Annotated in this window: 20 protein-coding genes; 9 read left to right on the forward strand and 11 right to left on the reverse strand. The window is 64.4% G+C overall.

The genetic code is table 11. The features are described 5' to 3' along the window. Position 1 precedes the first annotated feature (1 nt). A complete protein-coding gene (locus ACK6C6_RS23760) occupies positions 2-1,630 on the reverse strand; it encodes a methyl-accepting chemotaxis protein (protein WP_409269614.1) in 1,629 nt (542 codons plus the stop codon). A 332-nt stretch (positions 1,631-1,962) separates the two neighbouring features. Between ACK6C6_RS23760 and ACK6C6_RS23765 the strand changes: the two genes are divergently transcribed. Further along, positions 1,963-3,060: an anhydro-N-acetylmuramic acid kinase gene (locus ACK6C6_RS23765; protein ID WP_409269615.1), complete on the forward strand. Its 1,098-nt coding sequence runs from the start codon at positions 1,963-1,965 to the stop codon at positions 3,058-3,060. A gap of 205 nt (positions 3,061-3,265) precedes the next feature. Here the strand turns inward: ACK6C6_RS23765 and erpA are convergent, their stop codons facing one another. The 4 genes from erpA to ACK6C6_RS23785 form a co-directional block, all read right to left on the reverse strand. Next, positions 3,266-3,634: an iron-sulfur cluster insertion protein ErpA gene (erpA, locus tag ACK6C6_RS23770; RefSeq protein ID WP_027865807.1), complete on the reverse strand. Its 369-nt coding sequence runs from the start codon at positions 3,632-3,634 to the stop codon at positions 3,266-3,268. A gap of 74 nt (positions 3,635-3,708) precedes the next feature. Next, on the reverse strand, positions 3,709-4,113 hold the full coding sequence (locus ACK6C6_RS23775; protein ID WP_027865808.1) for a polymer-forming cytoskeletal protein: 405 nt from the start codon (positions 4,111-4,113) through the stop codon (positions 3,709-3,711). A 187-nt stretch (positions 4,114-4,300) separates the two neighbouring features. Beyond that, positions 4,301-5,338 (reverse strand): N-acetyl-gamma-glutamyl-phosphate reductase, encoded by a 1,038-nt coding sequence (argC, locus tag ACK6C6_RS23780; protein WP_036210458.1) that lies wholly within the window; start codon positions 5,336-5,338, stop codon positions 4,301-4,303. 148 nt (positions 5,339-5,486) lie between these two features. Then, positions 5,487-6,065: a TetR/AcrR family transcriptional regulator gene (locus ACK6C6_RS23785; protein WP_209589633.1), complete on the reverse strand. Its 579-nt coding sequence runs from the start codon at positions 6,063-6,065 to the stop codon at positions 5,487-5,489. 120 nt (positions 6,066-6,185) lie between these two features. On the opposite strand from ACK6C6_RS23785, the gene ACK6C6_RS23790 reads away from it, so the two are divergent. Beyond that, positions 6,186-6,944, forward strand: a complete 759-nt coding sequence (locus tag ACK6C6_RS23790; RefSeq protein ID WP_409269616.1) for an SDR family NAD(P)-dependent oxidoreductase — start codon at positions 6,186-6,188, stop codon at positions 6,942-6,944. Positions 6,945-6,949: 5 nt separating this feature from the next. On the opposite strand, the gene ACK6C6_RS23795 is transcribed toward ACK6C6_RS23790, so the two are convergent. Continuing rightward, entirely contained in the window at positions 6,950-7,678 is a 729-nt protein-coding gene (locus tag ACK6C6_RS23795; protein WP_409269617.1) for a hypothetical protein, read from the reverse strand. Positions 7,679-7,692: 14 nt separating this feature from the next. Next, entirely contained in the window at positions 7,693-8,442 is a 750-nt protein-coding gene (locus ACK6C6_RS23800; protein ID WP_409269618.1) for a helix-turn-helix domain-containing protein, read from the reverse strand. Between the two features lie 165 nt (positions 8,443-8,607). On the opposite strand from ACK6C6_RS23800, the gene ACK6C6_RS23805 reads away from it, so the two are divergent. Beyond that, positions 8,608-8,880, forward strand: a complete 273-nt coding sequence (locus ACK6C6_RS23805) for a hypothetical protein (protein ID WP_409269619.1) — start codon at positions 8,608-8,610, stop codon at positions 8,878-8,880. A gap of 94 nt (positions 8,881-8,974) precedes the next feature. Here the strand turns inward: ACK6C6_RS23805 and rpsI are convergent, their stop codons facing one another. Both rpsI and rplM read right to left on the reverse strand, forming a co-directional pair. Beyond that, positions 8,975-9,367 (reverse strand): 30S ribosomal protein S9, encoded by a 393-nt coding sequence (gene rpsI, locus ACK6C6_RS23810; RefSeq protein ID WP_005667904.1) that lies wholly within the window; start codon positions 9,365-9,367, stop codon positions 8,975-8,977. 9 nt (positions 9,368-9,376) lie between these two features. Then, positions 9,377-9,805, reverse strand: a complete 429-nt coding sequence (gene rplM, locus ACK6C6_RS23815) for a 50S ribosomal protein L13 (RefSeq protein ID WP_036210443.1) — start codon at positions 9,803-9,805, stop codon at positions 9,377-9,379. Between the two features lie 293 nt (positions 9,806-10,098). Here rplM and ACK6C6_RS23820 point away from each other — a divergent pair, with 293 nt between their 5' ends. The 4 genes from ACK6C6_RS23820 to ACK6C6_RS23835 all read left to right on the forward strand — a co-directional run bounded on the left by ACK6C6_RS23820 (position 10,099) and on the right by ACK6C6_RS23835 (position 13,983). Further along, a complete protein-coding gene (locus ACK6C6_RS23820; RefSeq protein ID WP_409269621.1) occupies positions 10,099-11,541 on the forward strand; it encodes an alpha/beta hydrolase in 1,443 nt (480 codons plus the stop codon). 12 nt (positions 11,542-11,553) lie between these two features. Continuing rightward, complete coding sequence (locus tag ACK6C6_RS23825) at positions 11,554-12,285, forward strand: ATP-binding cassette domain-containing protein (protein ID WP_409269622.1); 732 nt, start codon at positions 11,554-11,556, stop codon at positions 12,283-12,285. Next, complete coding sequence (locus ACK6C6_RS23830; RefSeq protein WP_409269623.1) at positions 12,282-13,466, forward strand: ABC transporter permease; 1,185 nt, start codon at positions 12,282-12,284, stop codon at positions 13,464-13,466. Before ACK6C6_RS23825 ends, ACK6C6_RS23830 begins: the two co-directional genes overlap by 4 nt. 94 nt (positions 13,467-13,560) lie before the next feature. Next, positions 13,561-13,983: an OsmC family protein gene (locus tag ACK6C6_RS23835; RefSeq protein ID WP_409269624.1), complete on the forward strand. Its 423-nt coding sequence runs from the start codon at positions 13,561-13,563 to the stop codon at positions 13,981-13,983. 184 nt (positions 13,984-14,167) lie between these two features. Here the strand turns inward: ACK6C6_RS23835 and coq7 are convergent, their stop codons facing one another. Further along, the gene (gene coq7 / locus ACK6C6_RS23840) at positions 14,168-14,812 is read right to left on the reverse strand and encodes a 2-polyprenyl-3-methyl-6-methoxy-1,4-benzoquinone monooxygenase (RefSeq protein WP_409269625.1); all 645 of its coding nucleotides are present in this window, start codon (positions 14,810-14,812) and stop codon (positions 14,168-14,170) included. A gap of 53 nt (positions 14,813-14,865) precedes the next feature. Next, a complete protein-coding gene (locus ACK6C6_RS23845; RefSeq protein ID WP_409269627.1) occupies positions 14,866-15,291 on the reverse strand; it encodes a hypothetical protein in 426 nt (141 codons plus the stop codon). Positions 15,292-15,497: 206 nt separating this feature from the next. Here ACK6C6_RS23845 and ACK6C6_RS23850 point away from each other — a divergent pair, with 206 nt between their 5' ends. Together ACK6C6_RS23850 and ACK6C6_RS23855 are read left to right on the forward strand one after the other, a co-directional pair. Next, the gene (locus tag ACK6C6_RS23850) at positions 15,498-16,391 is read left to right on the forward strand and encodes an ABC transporter ATP-binding protein (RefSeq protein ID WP_209589642.1); all 894 of its coding nucleotides are present in this window, start codon (positions 15,498-15,500) and stop codon (positions 16,389-16,391) included. 3 nt (positions 16,392-16,394) lie between these two features. Beyond that, entirely contained in the window at positions 16,395-19,994 is a 3,600-nt protein-coding gene (locus ACK6C6_RS23855; RefSeq protein ID WP_409269628.1) for a M1 family aminopeptidase, read from the forward strand. The last annotated feature ends 12 nt before the right edge of the window (positions 19,995-20,006 follow it).

Below are 20,006 nucleotides of genomic sequence, written 5' to 3' on the forward strand. Positions count from 1 at the left end.
CTCAAGCGGCTGCCAGTCCCAGGCGCGGCGAGCGCTCGCCGGAGCGCTGGCCAGGGGATGCCGGACGGGTGTGCGCGGAAGCGGCCTCGACCTTGAAGGTATTGACCAGCTCGGCCAGCGAGCTTGCCTGGTCCTGCATCGATGCCGCCGCTGCGGCCGCTTCTTCGACCAACGCGGCGTTCTGCTGCGTGACGTCATCCATCTGCGTAATGGCGGCATTCACCTGCTCGATGCCGAGCGCCTGCTCGGCGCTGGCCGACGTGATTTCAGCCATGACATCAGTCACACGCACGATGCCCTGGACGATTTCCTGCATGGTTGCGCCGGCCTCGTCGACCAGGCGCCCACCGGCATCCACTTTCTCCACCGAATCCGCGATCAGGCTGCGGATTTCCTTGGCCGCCCCAGCCGAACGTTGCGCAAGATTGCGCACTTCCGAAGCGACGACGGCAAAGCCCCGCCCCTGCTCTCCGGCACGCGCAGCCTCGACCGCGGCATTCAGCGCCAGGATATTGGTCTGGAAGGCGATCCCGTCGATCACCGCGATGATGTCGCCAATCTTCTTCGAGGAGGCGTTGATCGATTCCATGGTCGTTACCACTTCCGATACCACCTTGCCGCCGCGAACCGCAATTTCGGAAGCGGTCTTTGCGAGAGCATTCGCCTGGCGTGCATTGTCGGCGTTCTGGCGGACCGAACTGGTCAGCTCCTCCATCGAGGATGCCGTTTCTTCCAGCGAACCGGCCTGCTGCTCGGTACGGGACGACAGGTCGAGGTTGCCGGAGGCGATCTGCTGCGAAGCGCTGACGATCGTCTCCGTGCCCGCTCGCACTTCGCTCACCGTCGCCAGCAGGCTGTCGTTCATGCGCTTGAGAGCGGAAAGCAGATGGCCGACTTCATCGCGGCTCGACACCCGGATGTCCGCGGTCAGGTCCCTGGAAGCGACCTGCTCGGCAAGTGCGACGGCGTTCGCCAGCGGGCGGGTAATGCTTCGCGTGAGGAACAGTGCGAACAATCCGCCACATACCAGGGCAGCGATACCTGTGCCCACCAGCAGTTTTTTGGCGTTTGCCTGTAAGGCGTCGATCTGCGCGTTGGCATCGTTGAACAATTTTTGCTGGTAAGCCACCACCTCTTCCACAGTGCGCACATACTGCTTCATTTCGGGCGCCACTTTGTCGCTCACGAAAGCCTTGAGCGTCGCATCGGCTGCGCCCAGCTCGGTTTTACGGCGGAAGGCCTCGTCGCGGATGGCGGAATAATGCTTGCGCTGATCGGCCACGGCCTTCAGCAGGGCCTTGCCGCGCTCGCTTAACACGAGGGCTTCGAGTTCCTTCTGCACCTTGTTCACGTTGGCACTGACGGCCTTCATTTCCTCTTCGTAAGAAGCCTCTTCGGCCGGATCGGTCGTTTTCAGCTTTGCCATCGTACGGACGCTGTTTGTTGCAATTCCCTGCAACCACTGGTCTGCAAGAGCGACTTTCGTCGTGGTGCCCGTCATGATGTCCTTGGCTTCGGCGATGCGGCCGAGCTGCCACAAGGCGGTTGCCAACATGAGGGCACCGAGGAAAAGAATGGCGGCAAAGGCGAGGCCGAGGCGGGTACCGATGTTCAAGTCATTGAATTTCATGTTGGTCGGGCAAAAGCGGAAAGAGGGTCTGGATGAACCTGGACACGCTGGCATGCTTGTCAAGCCATCGCCTCCAGTTCTAGAGAATTTACTCTAATCAACTCTATTTGCCTAAAACAAACATAGTAAATACTTGAAAAGTAGATGTTCAAATAAGAAAAAGACGTTAATAAACAACGGTTTAATAGTAATTTATTATGTAAGGAGACGGACTTACTTCCCTTGGCATGCTTCCGTCCGGTAGCGCCAGCGTTTAGTATGCAGGGCGGCGCATGAGCTGATCAGCGCCCCCTGCAAACCGTTGTCCGGTTTGCCTTACAAGGAGAAAGTACATGAGCGAGACTTCGTCGCTGATCATCGGCTTGATGTCCGGCACCAGCCTCGACGGCGTGGACGGCGTGCTGGCGGACTTCGCCGGCGGCGGCATCCGCAGCATCGCGGCAGCCTTCACGCCCTTCCCCGCCGCATTGCGCAGCGAGCTGATGGCCCTGCAGGCCGCCAGCGAGAACGAACTCGAGCGCGAGGCGCTTGCCGCCAACGGCCTGGCCCTGTGCTACGCCGACTGCGTGCGCCAGCTGCTGCCCCAGGCAGGCGGGCCGGTCGCGGCCGTCGCCGTGCATGGCCAGACCATTCGCCACCGTCCGGAACTGGGCTTCACGCGCCAGACCAACAATCCTGCCCTGCTGGCCGAGCTCAGCGGCATCGACGTGATCGCCGACTTCCGCACCCGCGACATCGCTGCCGGCGGCCAGGGCGCGCCGCTGGTGCCGGCCTTCCACGAGGCCGCCTTCGGGGAGCCGGGCACGGCGCGGGTCGTCGTCAACATCGGCGGGATCGGCAACATCAGCGTGCTGCATGGCGACGGCCGCGTCACCGGTTTCGATACCGGTCCGGGCAATGTCTTGATGGACCTGTGGATCGGTCGCCACCTCGGCAAGGCCTACGACGAGGACGGCGCCTGGGCTGCCGGCGGCAGCGTGCAGCAGCCGCTGCTGGATGCCCTGCTGGACGAGCCCTTCTTCCGCCAGCCGGCCCCCAAGAGCACCGGCCGCGACCTGTTCCATGACGGGTGGCTCGATGCCAAACTGAAAGACTTCAGCGGACTCGCGGCACAGGACGTGATGGCAACGCTCACCCGCCTGACGGCCGTGACGATCGCCGACGCCATCCGCGGCGAGCACGCGGCTGTGGATGCGGTGTACGTCTGCGGCGGCGGCGCTTACAACGCCACCCTGCTGCGCGAGATCGGCGCGGCGCTGGGCGGCGCAAGCGTGGAATCGACGGCGGCGCTCGGCATCGCGCCGAACCGGGTCGAGGCGCTGGCCTTCGCCTGGCTGGGCTGGCGTTTCCTGCAGCGCGAGCCGGGCAATTTGCCGGCCGTTACCGGGGCACGCGGCCCGCGCATCCTCGGCGCGCTCTACCCCGCGTAAGTACCCCTGGGGTCAGGTCTGACATTCGGACACGAGCTCGAGCGTACGCTGCTGTATTGCTCAGTTCGTGTCTAAATGTCAGACCTGACCCCGATGTAGGGCGGGCGTTAACGACAAAGGGCTGGCAAACGCCAGCCCTCAAAAGGAACGGCCCGGATGAACCGGGCCGTCGACTGCCCGGATCACCGGGCTGCCTGGGGGAAGATCACGCGGAGAACGAGGAGCCGCAGCCGCAGGTCGAGGTGGCGTTCGGGTTCTTGATCACGAACTGGGCGCCTTCGAGGTCGTCCTTGTAGTCGATCTCGGCGCCGACCAGGTACTGGTAGCTCATCGAGTCGATCAGCAGCTGGACACCGTTCTTTTCCATCGTGGTGTCGTCTTCGTTGACGATTTCGTCAAAGGTGAAGCCATACTGGAAGCCGGAGCAACCGCCACCCTGCACGAACACGCGCAGCTTGAGGTCGGGATTGCCCTCTTCCTCGATCAGCTGAGCAACTTTCTCTGCGGCGCTGTCGGTGAAGTTGATCGGAACGGGGATCGTGTCGTGCTCTTGCACTTCGGCGACTGCGGTCATGAAACACTCCTGGTGAATATACGAATTGCGCCCATTATAGACCGTTGCCGCAACTGATGCTGGTGGCAGGCCGACTATCCGGCCGTCAGGGAGGGCTCGGCGTCGGTAAACTGAAACACCGGCTCGCCCGCAGGTTCGTGGGTCAGTTTCCCGGTCACGAGGGCGCCGCCGTGCATTTCGAGCAAACGGTAATGTACATCACCATGTATGCGGCCTTTCGGCTGTAATTCAAGGAGTTCTGACGAATATACCGACCCGGCGATATAGCCGTTGACCACCAGGCTGGCGCAGCGCACCTCGCCCTCGATCCGCGCATGCTCGGAGACGATCAGCATGCTGTCGGCGCCTTCCGCCGCGACCACATTGCCGTGCACTTCGCCGTCGATGCGCAGCCCTCCGGTGAAGCACAGGTCGCCCTCGATCCGGGCCGAGATGCCGACCAGGCTGTCAATCTCGCTCTTTACTTGTCGACCAAACATGTTCCACCCCTTCCAGTAGGACGCCGGCGGCGATTCGCCGCGCGCTGAAATCAACCTGTGCATCGGTCAATTTACCGTTCTCAACAAGAGTGGCCTTGATCTAGATCGCTTGGGGCGGCGTGTTGCCGTTTTGTAGGAAAAAAGGGAGATGCCGCGCGGGAAAATTCCGCGCGGCAGGGAGAATGGATTAGGGCAGCAGCGCGACCTGCTTCAGGCCGGTCGCCTCATCCAGGCCGAACATCAGATTCATGCACTGCACGGCCTGGCCCGAGGCGCCCTTGACCAGGTTATCCTGCACCACCAGGATGACGACAGTGTTCCCGCCTTCCGGACGGTGCAGCGCCAGGCGCAGCATGTTCGAGCCGCGGGTCGAGCGGGTTTCCGGGTGCGAGCCGAAGGGCATCACGTCCACGAAGGTGCTGTCCTTGTAGGTGTCCTCGAACAGGGCTTGCAGGGCCGCATCGTCGATGTCCTTGGTCAGGCGCGCGTACAGGGTCGCGTGCATGCCGCGGATCATCGGCACCAGGTGCGGGGTAAAGATCAGGCCGACCTTCTGGTCGGTGTAGCGCGCCAGCTGGGCCGAGGTTTCCGGGGTGTGTCGGTGGCCGTGCACGCCGTAGGCCTTGAAGTTGTCGCTCGCTTCCGAGAACAGCGTACCGATCTCGGCCTTGCGGCCGGCGCCCGAGACGCCCGACTTGCAGTCGGCGATCAGGCTGCCCGCGTCGACCAGGCCGGCCTTGAGCAGCGGGACGAAGCCGAGCTGCATGGTGGTCGGGTAGCAGCCCGGGTTGGCGATCAGGCGCGCGCCGCGGATGTCATCGCGGTTCAGTTCCGGCAGGCCGTACACGGCTTCCTCGATCAGTTCCGGCGCGGTGTGCGGGATCTTGTACCACTTCTCGAACGTGGCCTGGTCCTTCAGGCGGAAGTCGGCCGCCAGGTCGATCACCTTGACGCCGGCCGCCAGCAGCGCCGGGGCCTGGGCCATGGCGACGCCGTGCGGGGTGGCGAAGAACACCACGTCGCACTGGGTCAGGTCGGCCTTGTCCGGGCTCGAGAAGGCCAGGTCGACGACGCCGCGCAGCGAGGGGAACATGTCGGCGACCGGCAGGCCGTCTTCCTTGCGCGAGGTGATCGCGGTCAGCTGCACGTCGGGGTGCACGGCCAACAGCCGCAGCAATTCCACGCCCGTGTATCCGGTTCCGCCAACGATGCCAACTTTGATCATGTTCTATTCCTTCGTGATGTAAGAATGACCTTTTCAGGACGAGGCTGCATTTTAACAGCCATGAAAAATGCCTGCGCCGGAGGCGCCATCCGGTATGCAAAGAATATTTGCCATCTAAGCAATAGATGCAAATATTCTTTGCATGGCATCAAGGCCAGGCCAGCAGCGCCTGCGCGGCCACGGCCTGCAGCTTGTCGCGGCTGAACCCGGCCTTGGCCTGCACGGCGATGCCGTGGGTTACCGCCAGCAGGAAGCCGGCCAAGGCCGCAGGGTCGGCCGTCTCCGGCAAGTCTCCTTCCGCGCGGGCGCGCTCGAAGCGCGCGCGCAGGGCGGCTTCGCCCTCGGCGCGGAAGTCGATCAGGGCCTGGCGAATCGGCTCGGCATCGTCCGATCCGGCCAGCACGCCGTTCACGCCGAGGCAGCCGCGCTGGTCCTCGAACATGGTGTTGAGCTCGACCGCCCGCGTGAGGATGTGAGCGGCGACTTCGCGCGCGGTCGGCAGGGCCAGCGCTTCCGGGATATAGGCGAGGAAGCGCTCGCTATAGCGTTCCAGGGCGCGGCGGAACATGGCTTCCTTGTTGCCGAAGGCGGCGTACAGGGCCGGCCGTTCGACGCCCGCGGCTTCGGTCAGGTCGGCGTAGGACGCGCCTTCATAGCCCTTGCGCCAGAACACGCAGAGTACGGCGTCGAGCGCCTGGTCCACGTCGAATTCGCGACGTCGCCCCATGAAATCCCTCTTTTCATAATGGTTGTTACGAAAAAGCCTTGACAGGCTCATAGGTCAAAATTATATACTGATCGTTATCGTAACAGTTGTTACGAAATAACGGATACAGAAAGGGATGTCATGTCACCAGTATTGAAGGGAAAAGTCGCACTCGTTACCGGCGGCTCGCGCGGCCTGGGCGCCGCCATTGCCGAAGCGCTCGCGGACCAGGGGGCGGATGTCGCGATCAGCTATGTCGCTTCGGCCGGCAAGGCCGAGGCGGTGGTCGCGAAGCTGCAGGCCAAAGGAGTGCGCGCACTGGCCATTCGCAGCGACCAGGCCGACATGGCCGCCGCCGCGCCGCTGGTCGAGGAGGTGATCGCCCGCCTTGGCCGTCTCGACATCCTCGTCAACAATGCCGCGATCGCGGTGTCGGGCAAGCCGGTCGATGCGCCGGACCTCGACACCGTCAACCTGGACCGCCAGTGGCAGGTCAATGTGATGGGCCCCGTCGCCCTCACCCGCGCCGCCGCCCCGAAACTGGCCGAAGGGGGGCGCATCATCTACATCGGCTCGCGCCTCGGCACCGTGGTCCCCTGGCCGGGCACCGCCGACTATGCCGGCAGCAAGGCGGCCCTGATCGGCTACGCGAAAGGCGTCGCGCGCGACCTGGGCGGGCGCAACATTACCGCCAACGTGATCCAGCCCGGCGTGATGCCGACCGATATGTCGGCCGAGGTGCTGGGCGAGAGCGTGCCCGACGCCGTCCTCGCCCAGCACCCGATCCGCCGCATCGCCACCCTCGAGGAAGTCGCGGGCCTGGCCAGCTTCCTGGCTGGCCCGCAGGGCGGCTATATCACGGGCGAAGTCATCAGCGTATCCGGCGGCATCGGCGTCTAGGGCGCTTACGAGCCAGGGGTAATGGACTTCGTGACCTTGCCCTGCTCGTCCAGCATCCGGATCTCCGCCTTGCCGTCGGCGGAGACCAGCAGCATCATGCGGATCCGGCCCTTTGCGTCTTTCAACTGCAGGGTCGAGCCCTTGTCGCCGGTATTGCCGAGCCAGATGCGGTTCTGGTTCAGGCGCCCCTCCTCGGCCAGCTTGTTCCAATATGCCTGCCGCTCCGCTTCCGGCAGCTTGCGGACATCCGCGTTGAAGCGCTTGATGTCGTCCATCGACGTGACCGTATAAGCCGGCACGTCGTTGATCTTGATTGCGGTCATCTGGTGCTCGGCACTGTCGTTGTTCATGAGCTGCAGGGCCTGGTCCTGGCGGAAGCGGTCGAAAGTGAGCGACAGGCCGGACGAGATCCTGCCGTCGGCACGCACACTGCCCTTCTGGATCAGGCCACCGTTCTCCGTGCCTTCCTCGTTGATGAACAGCATGCCGGCGACGTCGCTCCGGTTCGGACGGGCGCCCTCTTTCCCTTGCTGGAAGTCGCCCGGGAACTGGGCCCTGTTCGAGATGATCAGGCGCCTGGTGCCGTCCGGCTCGACGATGTTGATGCGGCCGACGGTGATCTCGTCGAAGCTGGCGCGGCGGGCCGGGTCGCTGGCGCCGCTCAGGGTCATGATGGCGGCGATGGCCGCGGCCATGGTGGTAGCGCCGGCGAGGAAGGTAGGGATCTGCGACATGGGGTTTCCCTTACTTATTTTGCTTGTTTGTTTTTGAGGCGGCGCAGGCGCCATTCGATGAACAGGCCGACAAAGCCGCAGGCGAACACGATGGCGCCGATGTATTGCAGGATGCGGTTACCGTTTGCCTCGACATGCCTGGTCGTGACCAGCTCGAAGCGGCGCCGGCCGTTCTCCACCGGCTCGTAATACACCGTGCCGCGGCTGTCCGGCCACTCCACGGTCAGCGGCCGGTTCCGAGTCGCCATGAATTCCGCCGACTGTTTCGCCATCTCCTCGATCGTGATCTGCTTGGCGAGCATTTGGTTCCCCAGGACTTCCCGGTAGGTAGAAAAGACATTTTCGGCTTCGCCGGGGCGGATCACCCCGGGGGAGCTGTAGGTGTACAGCTTGTTCGGGAAGAAGATGCCGTCGTTCGCCGCCAGCATCATGGCAAACCCGAGCACCCAGGCCGCCGCCGAGCAGAACAACCAGCGCTTGGTATCGTGAACCTGCGCGGCCGCCACCCCACTGGTGAACTGGGTAACCGCGGGGATATGACGCAAGCTCGTCGCCAGCACGTCGCTGTCCACGTCCTGCAGAAAAGTCGCCGCATCCATCTCCAGCGCGGCAAGGATGGTGGAAAACATCTCGGCCGACGGCACCGACTTGTCGTTTTCCAGCTTGGACAGGTAGGATTGTTCGATTCCCGCAATCTGCGCGAACTGGGGTTGGGTCAGGCCCTTGTCGGTCCTGATCTGCTTGAGTCTCTCGCCAAAAGTCATGTGAACCTTTCCTGAACGTCAATGGAATAGCTGTATTCTTTGCTATTCATGCATGACTTGGAAGATGAATATCGGCGAATATCGGTGAATGGGGCAGGAATATGAGATTCCCCTATGCACGGCGCATGAATAAGGTCGATACGGCTGGACGGAGGACAACAACGGATGCATCCCGAACTGAAGCAAACCCGCAATGAAGCCAGGTTCTCATGGCAACCAAGGAAGTCCAGCTCGACGGCCGAACTGGTCGCACGCGTACTCCATGTCCTCATCGGCCTTGTCCTGCTCTGCGCTTCCGTCTGGGCCGCCACCTACATCGACAGCCCGTACCAGGTGATCTACATCGTCACGATGCTGCTGAGCCTGCTCATGATCGGAAGCGGCCTGTACGCCAGAAGGGAAACGGTGTTCAAGGCTTTCCTGGGATATTGGTGCTGAGGCATAAGCCCAAAAAACAAAAAGCCGCCCACCTTGCGGAGGACGGCTTTCGCGACAGCGGCTTGGCGCCGCTGCCAGCAAGCAGGGAAACGAATTAACGCTTCGAGAACTGCTTTGCGCGGCGTGCTTTACGCAGGCCGACTTTCTTACGCTCGACTTCACGGGCGTCACGGGTGACGAAACCGGCACGTGCCAGGTCGCCCTTGAGGCCTGCGTCGTAGTCGATCAGTGCGCGGGTGATGCCGTGACGGACGGCGCCAGCCTGGCCCGATTCGCCACCGCCGTGCACGTTGACCTTGATGTCGAAACGCTCGACGTTGCCGGTCAGTTCCAGCGGCTGACGAATGACCATCAGGCCGGTTTCGCGCGAGAAGTATTCCGAAGCCGGCTTGCCGTTCACGATGATCTGGCCGGTGCCGGCCTTGATGAACACGCGAGCGACTGCACTCTTGCGACGGCCGGTGCCGTAGTTGTAGTTACCGATCATGTCAGTTCCTTAGAGGGTCAGTGCTTGAGGTTGCTGTGCTGCGTGCGGGTGGGTGCCTTCCGCGTACACTTTCAGCTTCTTGATCATGGCGTAGCCCAGCGGGCCCTTTGGCAGCATGCCTTTGACAGCCTTTTCCAGGGCACGGCCCGGGAAGCGCTGTTGCATTTTCAGGAAGTTGGTTTCGTAGATACCGCCCGGGTAGCCCGAGTGACGGTAGTAGGTCTTCTCGGTGGCCTTGGTGCCGGTCACGCGGAGCTTGCCTGCATTGACGACGATGATGTAGTCGCCGGTATCGACGTGCGGAGTGAACTCCGGCTTGTGCTTGCCGCGCAGTCGGAGTGCCACTTCGCTGGCAACACGTCCGAGGACCAAGTCCGTCGCGTCAATCACAAACCAGTCGCGCTGGACTTCATGGCCCTTAGCGGAAAAAGTTTTCATGTTGACTTCCTAATAGTTAAATGCTCACTGTGGTGGTTCCGCCCTTGTTGCAGCGGACTCTTCCTTATTATCTTCCCCGAGCAAAGGGAAAGCCCACGATGATAGCCGAACAGCGGCCAGCCCGTCAATGCAAGCTGTGCCTCCTGTCGCATTTTCCACCCGCTTGTCTGATCTATTTCTTTCTTTTAAAACAAAGCGTTCCCTCTTCGCATAATTTCATGCGATGGTGCAACAATACGTTGACCGTCAAAACGATGCCACTCTACTATGCAGGCGTCCTTTGAGGAGATTGTGTGAAGACAAGATCGTTACTCCCCGTCGCTGCGCTCTGGCTCGCCGTATCGGCGACAAGCGCGGCAGCCCCCGCCGCCTCCAAGCCCGTCGTAGCCGACCGCAGCTGCCACCTGCCCGGGGTCACCGATGCGCTGCGCTGCATGACCCTCGACGTGCCCCTTGACCATGCGAAACCGGCAGGCGCCAAGCTCAAGCTGCACGTCGCCGTGGCGCCGGCGCACCGCCAGGGTACGCGCAGCGACCCCTTGTTCGTGCTCGCCGGCGGCCCCGGCCAGGCGGGCAGCGAAGTCGTGCAGATGCTGACCCTGGCCTTCAACCGGGTGCGCGCCACCCGCGACATCGTGTTCATCGACCAGCGCGGCACCGGCCGCTCGGGCAAGCTCGATTGCAAGAACAAGCCCGAACAAGAGATCATGACCGAAGAGCAGCTCGACGCGGAACTGCGCGCCTGCATCGCGGCGACCAAGGCCTCGTTCGGCGCCTACACCACCGATGCCGCCGCCCGCGACACCGAACTGGTGCGCCGCGCGCTCGGCTACGGCGCCGTCAACGTCTGGGGCGGCTCCTACGGCACCCGCCTCGGCCAGGCCTATGCGCGCCTGTATCCGGCCAGCGTGCGCAGCCTCGTCTTCGACGGCGTCGCCGCCCCCGACCAGGTCATCCCGGCGGCCGGCCGCGACGCCCAGGCCGCACTCGACAAGATGTTCGAACAGTGCGCCAAGGATGCCGGCTGCAACAAGGCCTTCCCCAAGCTGCGCGCCGAATTCGACGCGCTCGCCGCGAAGCTCGAAGCCGGCAGCATCAAGCTGTCGCTATCGAACCCGCGCACCGCGCAGCCGGTCGAGGTCACCATGACCGCCGAGCGTTTCTACGGCACCATCCACAACATCCTGTATTCGCCGGCCGACGCCCGCCGCCTGCCCTTCCTGATCCATAACGCGGCGCAGGGCCGCTGGCAGCCGTTCGTGGCGCGCCAAAACCTGCTCAGCGACTTCGGCGTCGACGGCAGCGTGGCGATCCTGCTGCAACTGGCCGTGGTGTGCGCCGAGGACGTGCCGCGCCTGACGCCCGAACTGCGCAAGTCGGATGACAGCCAGGTAACCAGGCTGCTGACCGACCGCTTCCCGGCCATGTGCAAGACGATGAACGTGCCGCCGGTCGCGGCGCAGGCGCCGACCAGGATCGACGCGCCTGCCCTGCTGCTGTCCGGCGCGCTCGACCCGATCACGCCGCCGCACCGCGCCAACGCCGCCGCCAAGCACATGCCGCGCGCCCAGCACGTGGTGGTGGCCAATGCCGGCCATGGCGTGTCGCAGCTCGGCTGCGCGCCGCGCCTGCTGCGCGAGTTCCTCGACAAGCCGCAGGCCAAGCTCGACGCGGCATGCATGAACGAGATCCCGGCCCCGACTTTCCAGCTCGGCAGCGCCGGCCCGCAACCCTGAAGGCACCAGAACATGATTGAAGTCCACGATGTACGCAAGAGCTTCGGCTCCGTCAAGGCGCTGGGCGGCGTCAGTTTCACCGCGCGCGACGGCCAGATCACCGCGCTGCTGGGCCCCAACGGCGCCGGCAAGACCACCCTGCTGCGCACCCTGGTCGGGCTGCTCAAGCGCGACCACGGCAACATCGCGATCGACGGCATTGATCCGGAAAAAGACCCGATGGCGGTGCGCCGCAGCATCGGCTTCCTGACCGACCAGTTCGGCCTGTACGAGCGCCTCAGCACGCGTGAATACCTCACCTACTTCGGCGAGCTCAACGGCATGGGCCGCCCCGCCATCAACAGCCGCATCGAGGAAATCTCCGCGCTGCTCGGCATGGACGACATCCTCGCGCGCCGCAGCAAGGGCTTTTCGCAGGGCCAGCGCATCAAGGTGGCGCTGGCGCGCACCCTGCTGCACCGGCCGCGCCACCTGCTGCTCGACGAACCGAGCCGCGGCCTGGACGTCATGAGCACGCGCGCATTGCGCACCGCGCTAGGCGCGCTGCGCGCCGACGGCTGCTGCGTGATCATGGCCACCCACGTGATGCAGGAAGTGACGGCCCTGTGCGAGGACGTGATCGTCATCGCCGGCGGCCACACCGTGGCCCAGGGCTCGCCCGATGAACTGTGCCGGCGTACCGGCATCGCCAACCTGGAAGACGCATTCGTGCACCTGGTCGGCACCGAGGAAGGAATCGCATGAAATCCAGGCTGTTGGTCGTCTACCTGAAAGAGCTGCTCGAGACGCTGCGCGACAAGCGCACCCTCGGCATGCTCGCCATGTTTACCCTGCTCTATCCGATCATGTACGGCTTCATGCTGCACCAGATGATCGAGAAAAGCACCAAGTCCGAGCGCGAAGGCATCGAACTGGCGGTGATCGGCGGCGCCCGCGCGCCGACCCTGATGTCGCAGCTGGGCCAGAAGAACATCACGGTCCAGGAAACCCCACCGATGGATGAGGATGCCATTGGCGAGCTGCTGCGCAGCAAGAAAGTAGCGGCGGTGCTGCGCCTGCCGGACGACTTCGCCGAGCAGTACTACGCGATGCGCCCTGCCCGCATCGAGATCTGGTACGACTCCGCGACCGACACCGGCCGCCAGCGCCGCGACGTCGAAGACGTGCTGGAAGCCTACGGTTCCAACGTGGCCGGCGCGCGCCTGCTGGCGCATGGCGTATCGCCGGCGGCCGTGACCCCGATCCAGGTCCAGCGCTACGACACCGGCACCAATGCCTCGCGCTCGGCGATGCTGGTGGGCACCCTCATGGGCTTCCTGTTCTTCCCGGCCTTCATGCTACCCCTCTCGGCCAGCGTGGACAGCACCGCAGGAGAACGCGAACGCCGCTCGCTCGAAGTGCTGATGGCGCAGCCGGCCCATACCTGGGAGCTGATCGGCGGCAAGTGGCTCGCCGCCAGCACGCTGGGCATTGTCGGCGTGACGCTCGAACTGATCCTGGCGCACGCGGTCTTCAAATGGCTGCCGCTGGAGGAGATCGGCATGACCTGGAGCCTGGGCTGGCCCCAGCTGCTGCTGGTGTGCCTGGTCACGGTGGCGCTGTCGCTGCTGGCAGGCGCGCTGTACATCGCGCTGGCGATGAACGCCAAGACCTTCAAGGAAGCGCAGACCATCCTCAGCATCGTGGCCTTCGTGCCCCTCATCCCCATGATGGTGGTGTCGTTCATGGAGCTCAAGACCGCGGACTGGATGTACCTGGTGCCGATGCTGTCGAACCAGACCCTGATCAAGGAAGCGTCCAAGGCGGGCGACATCGGCGCCATGCCCTACCTGCTGACCTTCCTGTGCTCGGCGATTCCCGCCCTGCTGATCGTGGCCTTCGCGAGCTGGCGCATGAAGAGCGAGCGCTACGTGCTGGCGGTCTGAACTCGCCTTGAGGTCAGCGTAAAGAGGGGCGCCGGCAAGGGCGCCCCTTCTGTTTTACAATGCAGCGGCAACAGACCTGAGCGGAGAAAAATACATGGAAGTGAAAGTCAGCTGGAACGGCCCGTCGGGCATGAGTTTTCGTGCCGAGACCGGCAGCGGCCACATGGTCATGATGGATGGCGCGCCCGAAGGCGGCGGCCACAACCTGGCGCCGCGCCCGATGGAGATGGTGCTGGTCGGCACCGGCGGCTGCACCGCCTATGACGTGGTGCTGATCCTCAAGCGCGGCCGCGAGGAAGTGCGCGGCTGTGACGTCACGCTGCAGGCCGAGCGCGCGGAGACCGACCCGAAAGTGTTCACCAAGATTAACTTCCACTTCACGGTCACGGGGCGCAACCTGAAGCCGGCGGCGGTGGAGCGTGCAGTCACCCTGTCGCACGACAAATACTGCTCGGCGTCGATCATGCTGGCCAAGATGGCCGAGATCACGCACACGGTGGAGATTGTGGAGGTTTGATCCGATTGCTGGCTAATCGCCAGCCTCACAATATCCACCTCCCTAAAAACCGTCATTCCGGCGAAGGCCGGAATCCAATTTTGCATGTGCAGTCGTGATGCCTGCAGAACTTGGGTTCCGGCCTTCGCCGGAACGACGTTTACATGATGCGTGAGAAGAACTGGAAGCGCGGCGACTCGGTCAATCAGATGTGATACGCCGTCGTCGTCATCACCTTCGACATCGCCGTCATCAGCATCCGCACCGGCAGCGGCGTCTCGGCCGCGCCCAGCGCCTGCGCCGAGGCGCCGTGGGCGATCTCGTCGACCCGCATCTGCTCCACGATCGCGCGCGATTTCGCATCCTGTGGCGGCAGGTCCTCGAGGTGGCGGTTCAGGTGGGCCTCGACCTGGCGCTCGGTCTCGACCACGAAGCCCAGGCTGTGCGGGTCGCCCAGCTTGGCCGCGATGCTGCCCAGCACGTAGGAACCCGCATACCACAGCGGATTGAGCAGGCTCGGCTGCGAACCCAGCTCGGACAGGCGCTCGGCGGTCCAGGCCAGGTGGTCTTCTTCCTCGCGCGCCGACTTTTCGAACTGCTTGCGGATCGCCGGGCTCTTGCCGAAGCGCGCCTGCGAGTCGTACAGCGCCTGCGCGCACACTTCCCCGACGTGGTTCACGCGCATCAGGCCCGCGCTGTGGCGGCGCTCGTCGTCGCTCAGTTCGCAGTCGGTGGCATGCGTGCCCGGGTTCGGGCGCGAGGACGCGGCGACGCCGCCGACCACGCGCAAGGCCTTGTCGAAGCCGGCGATCAGGTCGTCGAGGGAGGAGTTGGAACGGTATGCGCTCATGATGTTGTCAAATGCGATATTCGAAAACACCATTATAGGCCCAGCCGAGGTGCTCAGGCGCCCGGCGCCTCTGCCTTCCTGAGCGCGATCCAGTCGGCCAGCGGACCCGCCGCCTCCAGCCCCGAGATGTTCTTCGCCACGCCCAGGTTCAGCTCGAGCAGGAAGGGAATCGATGCGATCGGGATTTCCGGGCAGTGGCGCCGGAACGCGTCCATGAAACGTTCGGATTCGACGGTCGGCATCACCTTCGCGCCGCTCATGTACTGCAGCACGCTGGTGATGGTATGGCCCTTGCCGAGGGTGTGGTAGATGAAGCGGTTGAACTCGCGGTCGACCTTCTTGAAGTCGATCGTCTCCTCGGTCATCAGCGCCGCCAGGTAGAACAGGCCCAGCGACACCCGGAACCAGTCCAGCGACTCGGTCCGGTCGCGTCCTTCGCGCATCAGCGCCAGCAGCTTGTCCTGGATAGCCTTGTTCATCCTGTCATTATCCATGTTTCACGGCTTTACGCGAGCAATGTTTATTCAAAGAAATTATTGCTGCGCTCTGTCATCCGTTCTGTCACCGGATTATGCAGTCTGGACCATCAAAGCGCCCGTGCGTCGCGAAGTCGCCACAAACCTCAAGACAATTTAATACAATGCAAGTGTTGAAAAAGGTTTATATGCACGCTTGAGGATATGGCATGGAATTGAAAATCCGCAATTTGTCGAAGACTTACGCCAATGGCGTGGTCGCGCTCGACCGTGTCACCCTCAACATCCCGGCCGGGATGTTCGGGCTGCTCGGTCCAAACGGCGCCGGCAAATCGACGCTGATGCGGATCCTCGCCACCCTGCAGGAATGCGATTCCGGCTCGGTCTTCCTGGACGACATCGACGTCCTCGACGAAAAGGACGAGGTGCGCCGCATGCTCGGCTACCTGCCGCAGGATTTCGGCGTCTACCCGAAAGTGACCGCTTACGAGCTGCTCGACCATTTCGCCCAGCTCAAGGGCCTGTCGCACAAGCACCGCCGGCGCGAGGTGGTCGACGGCCTGCTCCAGCAGACCAACCTCTGGGAAGTGCGCAACCAACGCCTCGGCACCTTCTCGGGCGGCATGCGCCAGCGCTTCGGCATCGCCCAGGCCCTGCTCGGCGATCCACGCCTGATCATCGTCGACGAGCCCACCGCCGGCCTGGATCCGCAGGAGCGCGTGCGCTTCCACAACCTGCTGTCCGAGATCGGCGAGGACAAGACCGTCATCCTGTCGACCCACATCGTATCCGACGTGGCCGACCTGTGCGCCAACATGGCGATCATCCACAAGGGCCACGTGCTGCTGTGCGGCGACCCGCAGGACCTGACCTACGAAATCGAAGACTACATCTGGGCGCGCATCGTCACCAAGCAGGAACTGCCGGTGTTCCAGAAGCGCCACCAGGTCATCTCGACCCGCCTGCTTACCGGCCGCACCCTGATCCACGTGTATGCCGAGACTGACCCGGGCGACGGCTTCGAACCGGCCCGCGCCAGCCTGGAAGACGTCTACTTCGCCACCATCGCGGGTAAATTCAACGCCGCGGCGGGGAACTGCTGAGCGATGGCCCCGCTGTTCGCCATCGCCGGTTTCGAGGCGCGCCAGCGCCTGCGGCTGCTGTCGACCTGGATCTACTTCGGCATCTTCCTGGCGCTGGCGATGCTGTGGATGGCGGCGGCGGGCGGCGCGTTCCGCGACGCCATCGTCACCTTCGGCGGCCGGGTCCTGATCAATGCGCCGCGCCAGATCGCGCTGACCGCATCCTTCCTCGGCTGCTTCGGCGTGATCGTGGTGGCGGCCGTGATGGGCCGCTCGGTGCAGCAGGACTTCGAATACGAGATGCAGCACTTCTTCTTCAGCGCGCCGATCCGCAAGGCGGACTACGTGCTGGGACGCTTCCTCGGCGCCTTCGCCACGCTCGCGGTGATCCTGTCGAGCATCGTGCTGGGCGCCTGGCTCGGGACCTTCATCCCCGGCATCCAGCCCGACCGCCTGGGGCCCGGCGGAGTGGCGAACTACCTGCTGCCCTACCTGCTCACGCTGCTGCCCAACACCTTCATCTTCGGCGCCCTGTTCTTCGTGCTGGCCGCGCTGTCGCGCCGCATGCTGCCGGTCTACGTGGCCAGCATCGTCATGATGATCGGCTACATCGTCGCCCCGTCGCTGGCGCGCGACCTCGACTACAAGACCCTGGCCGCGCTGATGGATCCCTTCGGCACCACCGCCTTGATCCGCCTTACCGAATACTGGCCGATCGCCGAGCGCAACACGCGCCCCGTCATGCTGGAAGGCGTGTACCTGGTGAACCGCCTGATCTGGGTCGGCTTCGGTCTGGTGGTCCTGCTGTTCGGCTACTGGCGCTTCCACACCACCGGCAACGTCGACGCGCGCCACAAGAAGGCCCAGGGCCAGGGGCTGGCCGATACGCTGGCCGACCTCGCCCCGCAGCAGCTGTCGCATGCAGCCGTCGACACCCGCGAGCCGCCCGACTTCGCGCGCCGCAGCCTGGCCGTCCTGCTGGGGAAGTCGGTGCTGTACAACCTGCGCGAGTCGAGCCGGAACATCTATTTCCTGGCCCTGACGGTCGCCGGCGCCCTGATCCTGGTCGCCAGCGCGCTCGACCTCGGCTCGATCTACGGCACCAATACCTATCCGGTCACCTACATGGTGCTGGACCTGATCCGCGACGTGTTCTCGCTGTACATGCTGGTGGTCACCACCCTGTTCGCCGGCGAGATGGTGTGGCGCGAGCGCGAGGCGCGCATGGCGCAGATGCTGGACGCGATGCCGGCGCCGACCTGGCTGCCGCTGGTGGGCAAGACGCTCGCCCTGGTCGGCCTGCAGGCCCTGCTCCTGGTGATGGCGATGCTGGTCGGGATGCTGATCCAGCTGTTCAAGGGTTATTTCGGGCTCGAGCCGGGCCTCTACCTGCGCTTCCTGTTCACGGTGCTGCTGCCGCAGTACGCGCTGCTGGCGGTGGCGGCGATCGCGATGCAGGTGATCGTCAACAACCGCTACCTGGCCTACTTCATCCTGATCGCCCTGTACCTGGTGCTCGGGACCGCGCAGGGCTTCGGCTTCGACCACCCGATGCTGGTGTACGGCAGCACGCCGTCCTTCACCTATTCGGCCATGAACGGCTTCGGCCATTACCTGCTGCGCGAGCACCTGTTCCAGCTCTACTGGAGCGGCATGGCGCTGATGCTGATGGTGGCGGCGCGCGTGCTGTGGGCGCGCGGCGTCGACAGCGGCTGGCGCGAGCGCCTGCGCCTGGCGCGCCGCAACCTGTCCAGGCCGGTGCTGGCCGGCTTTGGCGCGGGTCTCGTGATCTTTGCGGGCACGGGTAGCCTGCTGGCCTACGAGCTGCATGCCGGCGGCTACCTGACCAGCGCGCAGCAGGAAAACCTGCGCGCCGACTACGAGCTGCGCTACCGCCGCTTCGCCAGGCTGCCGCAGCCGCGCATCACCAATGTCGACCTGCAGGTCGACATCCGTCCCGAGGCGCGCAGCCTGGCCGTGAAGGGTTTCTACCAGCTGGAGAACCGCACCGGTGCGCCGCTGCGCGACGTCGTCCTGTACCAGCAGCGCGGCGCCGAACTCGCCGCCCGTTTCTCGCAGGCCGCGCGGCAGGTCACGGCCGATCCGGAGCACGGCTTCTACCTGTACCGCCTGGCCGAGCCCCTGGCGCCCGGCGCGCGCATGGCGCTCGAGTTCAGCGTGCGCTACCAGCCGGGCGGCCTGCTCGGCATCGGCCGCGACACCCCGGTCATCCAGAACGGGACCTTCTTCACCAACGAGGTCATGCCGCGCATCGGCTACCAGCCCTCGGTGGAGCTGGTCGACGACCGCGACCGCAAGCGCCGCGGCCTGGCGCCGAAGGACCCGCTGCCGGCGCGCGAGGACCCGGCGGCACGCGCCAACAACGTGCTGGGCATGGACGCCGACTGGATCGGCTTCAGCGCCGTCGTCGCCACCTCCCCCGACCAGATCGCGATCGCCCCGGGCACGCTGGAGAAGGAATGGATCGACAAGGGGCGGCGCTACTTCCACTACCGGATGGACAAGCCGATCCTCAATTTCTACGCCATCCAGTCGGCGCGCTACGAAGTGCGGCACGACCGCTGGCAGGACGTGACCATCGACGTGTTCTACCATCCGGGCCACGACGCCAACGTCGAACGCATGATCCGCGGCGCCCAGGCCAGCCTGGAATACGCGTCGCGCCGCTTCGGCCCCTACCAGTTCAGCGAGCTGCGCATCGTCGAGTTCCCGCGCTATGCGTCCTACGCGCAAGCCTTCCCGGGCACCATCCCGTTCTCGGAAAGCGTCGGCTTCATCGCCCGCATCGACGACGATTCGCCCAAGGACATCGACTATCCCTTCTACGTCAGCGCCCACGAGACCGCCCACCAGTGGTGGGGCCACCAGCTGGCCGGCGCCCACGCGCGCGGTTCCAGCGTGCTGTCGGAGAGCCTGTCCGAGTACACCGCGCTGATGGTCATGAAGCGCGCGGTCGGCGGCCAGAAGATGCGCCGCTTCCTGCGCTACAACCTGGATGGCTACCTGATGGGCCGCGCCACCGAGCGCCGCAAGGAATTGCCGCTGGCGCAGAACGAGAACCAGGACTACGTCCACTACCGCAAGGGCAGCCTGGCGCTCTACCTGCTTGCCGACCTGCTGGGCGAGGACGTCGTCAACCACGTCCTGAACAGCCTGCTGCAGGAACACGGCTTCAAGGGCGCGCCCTACCCGACCGTGCTGGCGCTGGTCGACCGGCTGCGCGCCGTGACGCCGCCGGACAAGGCGTACTTGATCGACGACCTGTTCGAGCACATCGTGCTGTACGAGAACCGCGCCGACAGCGCCAGCGCGCGCCAGCGCCCGGACGGCAAGTTCGAGGTGACGATCCGGGCGCATGCGGGCAAGGTGCGCGCCGGAGAACTGGGCGACGAGAAGCCGGCGCCGCTCAAGGACTACATCGAATTCGGCGTCGACGACCGCAACGGCAACCCGCTGGCGCGCGAACGGCGCCTGGTCGACAGTGCCAGCCAGACCGTGACGCTGGTGGTCGGCGGGCGTCCGGCACGGGCCGGCATCGACCCGGACAATAAATTAATTGACAGAAAACCAACGGACAATATGGTTCCAGTCGACAACCTATAAAACCCAAGTTAT

Origin of the sequence: Massilia sp. BHUDP2 (genome assembly GCF_046236355.1) — a bacterium.
Taxonomy (GTDB): Bacteria; Pseudomonadota; Gammaproteobacteria; order Burkholderiales; family Burkholderiaceae_D; genus Telluria; species Telluria varians.

What these genes read in the sequence shown, in the direction of transcription:
- ACK6C6_RS23760 (WP_409269614.1), bottom strand. Translation starts at nt 1,630, where the DNA reads ATGAAATTCAATGACTTGAACATCGGTACCCGCCTCGGCCTCGCCTTT.
- ACK6C6_RS23765 (WP_409269615.1), top strand. Translation starts at nt 1,963, where the DNA reads ATGAGCGAGACTTCGTCGCTGATCATCGGCTTGATGTCCGGCACCAGC.
- erpA (WP_027865807.1), bottom strand. Translation starts at nt 3,634, where the DNA reads ATGACCGCAGTCGCCGAAGTGCAAGAGCACGACACGATCCCCGTTCCG.
- ACK6C6_RS23775 (WP_027865808.1), bottom strand. Translation starts at nt 4,113, where the DNA reads ATGTTTGGTCGACAAGTAAAGAGCGAGATTGACAGCCTGGTCGGCATC.
- argC (WP_036210458.1), bottom strand. Translation starts at nt 5,338, where the DNA reads ATGATCAAAGTTGGCATCGTTGGCGGAACCGGATACACGGGCGTGGAA.
- ACK6C6_RS23785 (WP_209589633.1), bottom strand. Translation starts at nt 6,065, where the DNA reads ATGGGGCGACGTCGCGAATTCGACGTGGACCAGGCGCTCGACGCCGTA.
- ACK6C6_RS23790 (WP_409269616.1), top strand. Translation starts at nt 6,186, where the DNA reads ATGTCACCAGTATTGAAGGGAAAAGTCGCACTCGTTACCGGCGGCTCG.
- ACK6C6_RS23795 (WP_409269617.1), bottom strand. Translation starts at nt 7,678, where the DNA reads ATGTCGCAGATCCCTACCTTCCTCGCCGGCGCTACCACCATGGCCGCG.
- ACK6C6_RS23800 (WP_409269618.1), bottom strand. Translation starts at nt 8,442, where the DNA reads ATGACTTTTGGCGAGAGACTCAAGCAGATCAGGACCGACAAGGGCCTG.
- ACK6C6_RS23805 (WP_409269619.1), top strand. Translation starts at nt 8,608, where the DNA reads ATGCATCCCGAACTGAAGCAAACCCGCAATGAAGCCAGGTTCTCATGG.
- rpsI (WP_005667904.1), bottom strand. Translation starts at nt 9,367, where the DNA reads ATGATCGGTAACTACAACTACGGCACCGGCCGTCGCAAGAGTGCAGTC.
- rplM (WP_036210443.1), bottom strand. Translation starts at nt 9,805, where the DNA reads ATGAAAACTTTTTCCGCTAAGGGCCATGAAGTCCAGCGCGACTGGTTT.
- ACK6C6_RS23825 (WP_409269622.1), top strand. Translation starts at nt 11,554, where the DNA reads ATGATTGAAGTCCACGATGTACGCAAGAGCTTCGGCTCCGTCAAGGCG.
- ACK6C6_RS23830 (WP_409269623.1), top strand. Translation starts at nt 12,282, where the DNA reads ATGAAATCCAGGCTGTTGGTCGTCTACCTGAAAGAGCTGCTCGAGACG.
- ACK6C6_RS23835 (WP_409269624.1), top strand. Translation starts at nt 13,561, where the DNA reads ATGGAAGTGAAAGTCAGCTGGAACGGCCCGTCGGGCATGAGTTTTCGT.
- coq7 (WP_409269625.1), bottom strand. Translation starts at nt 14,812, where the DNA reads ATGAGCGCATACCGTTCCAACTCCTCCCTCGACGACCTGATCGCCGGC.
- ACK6C6_RS23845 (WP_409269627.1), bottom strand. Translation starts at nt 15,291, where the DNA reads ATGAACAAGGCTATCCAGGACAAGCTGCTGGCGCTGATGCGCGAAGGA.
- ACK6C6_RS23850 (WP_209589642.1), top strand. Translation starts at nt 15,498, where the DNA reads ATGGAATTGAAAATCCGCAATTTGTCGAAGACTTACGCCAATGGCGTG.
- ACK6C6_RS23855 (WP_409269628.1), top strand. Translation starts at nt 16,395, where the DNA reads ATGGCCCCGCTGTTCGCCATCGCCGGTTTCGAGGCGCGCCAGCGCCTG.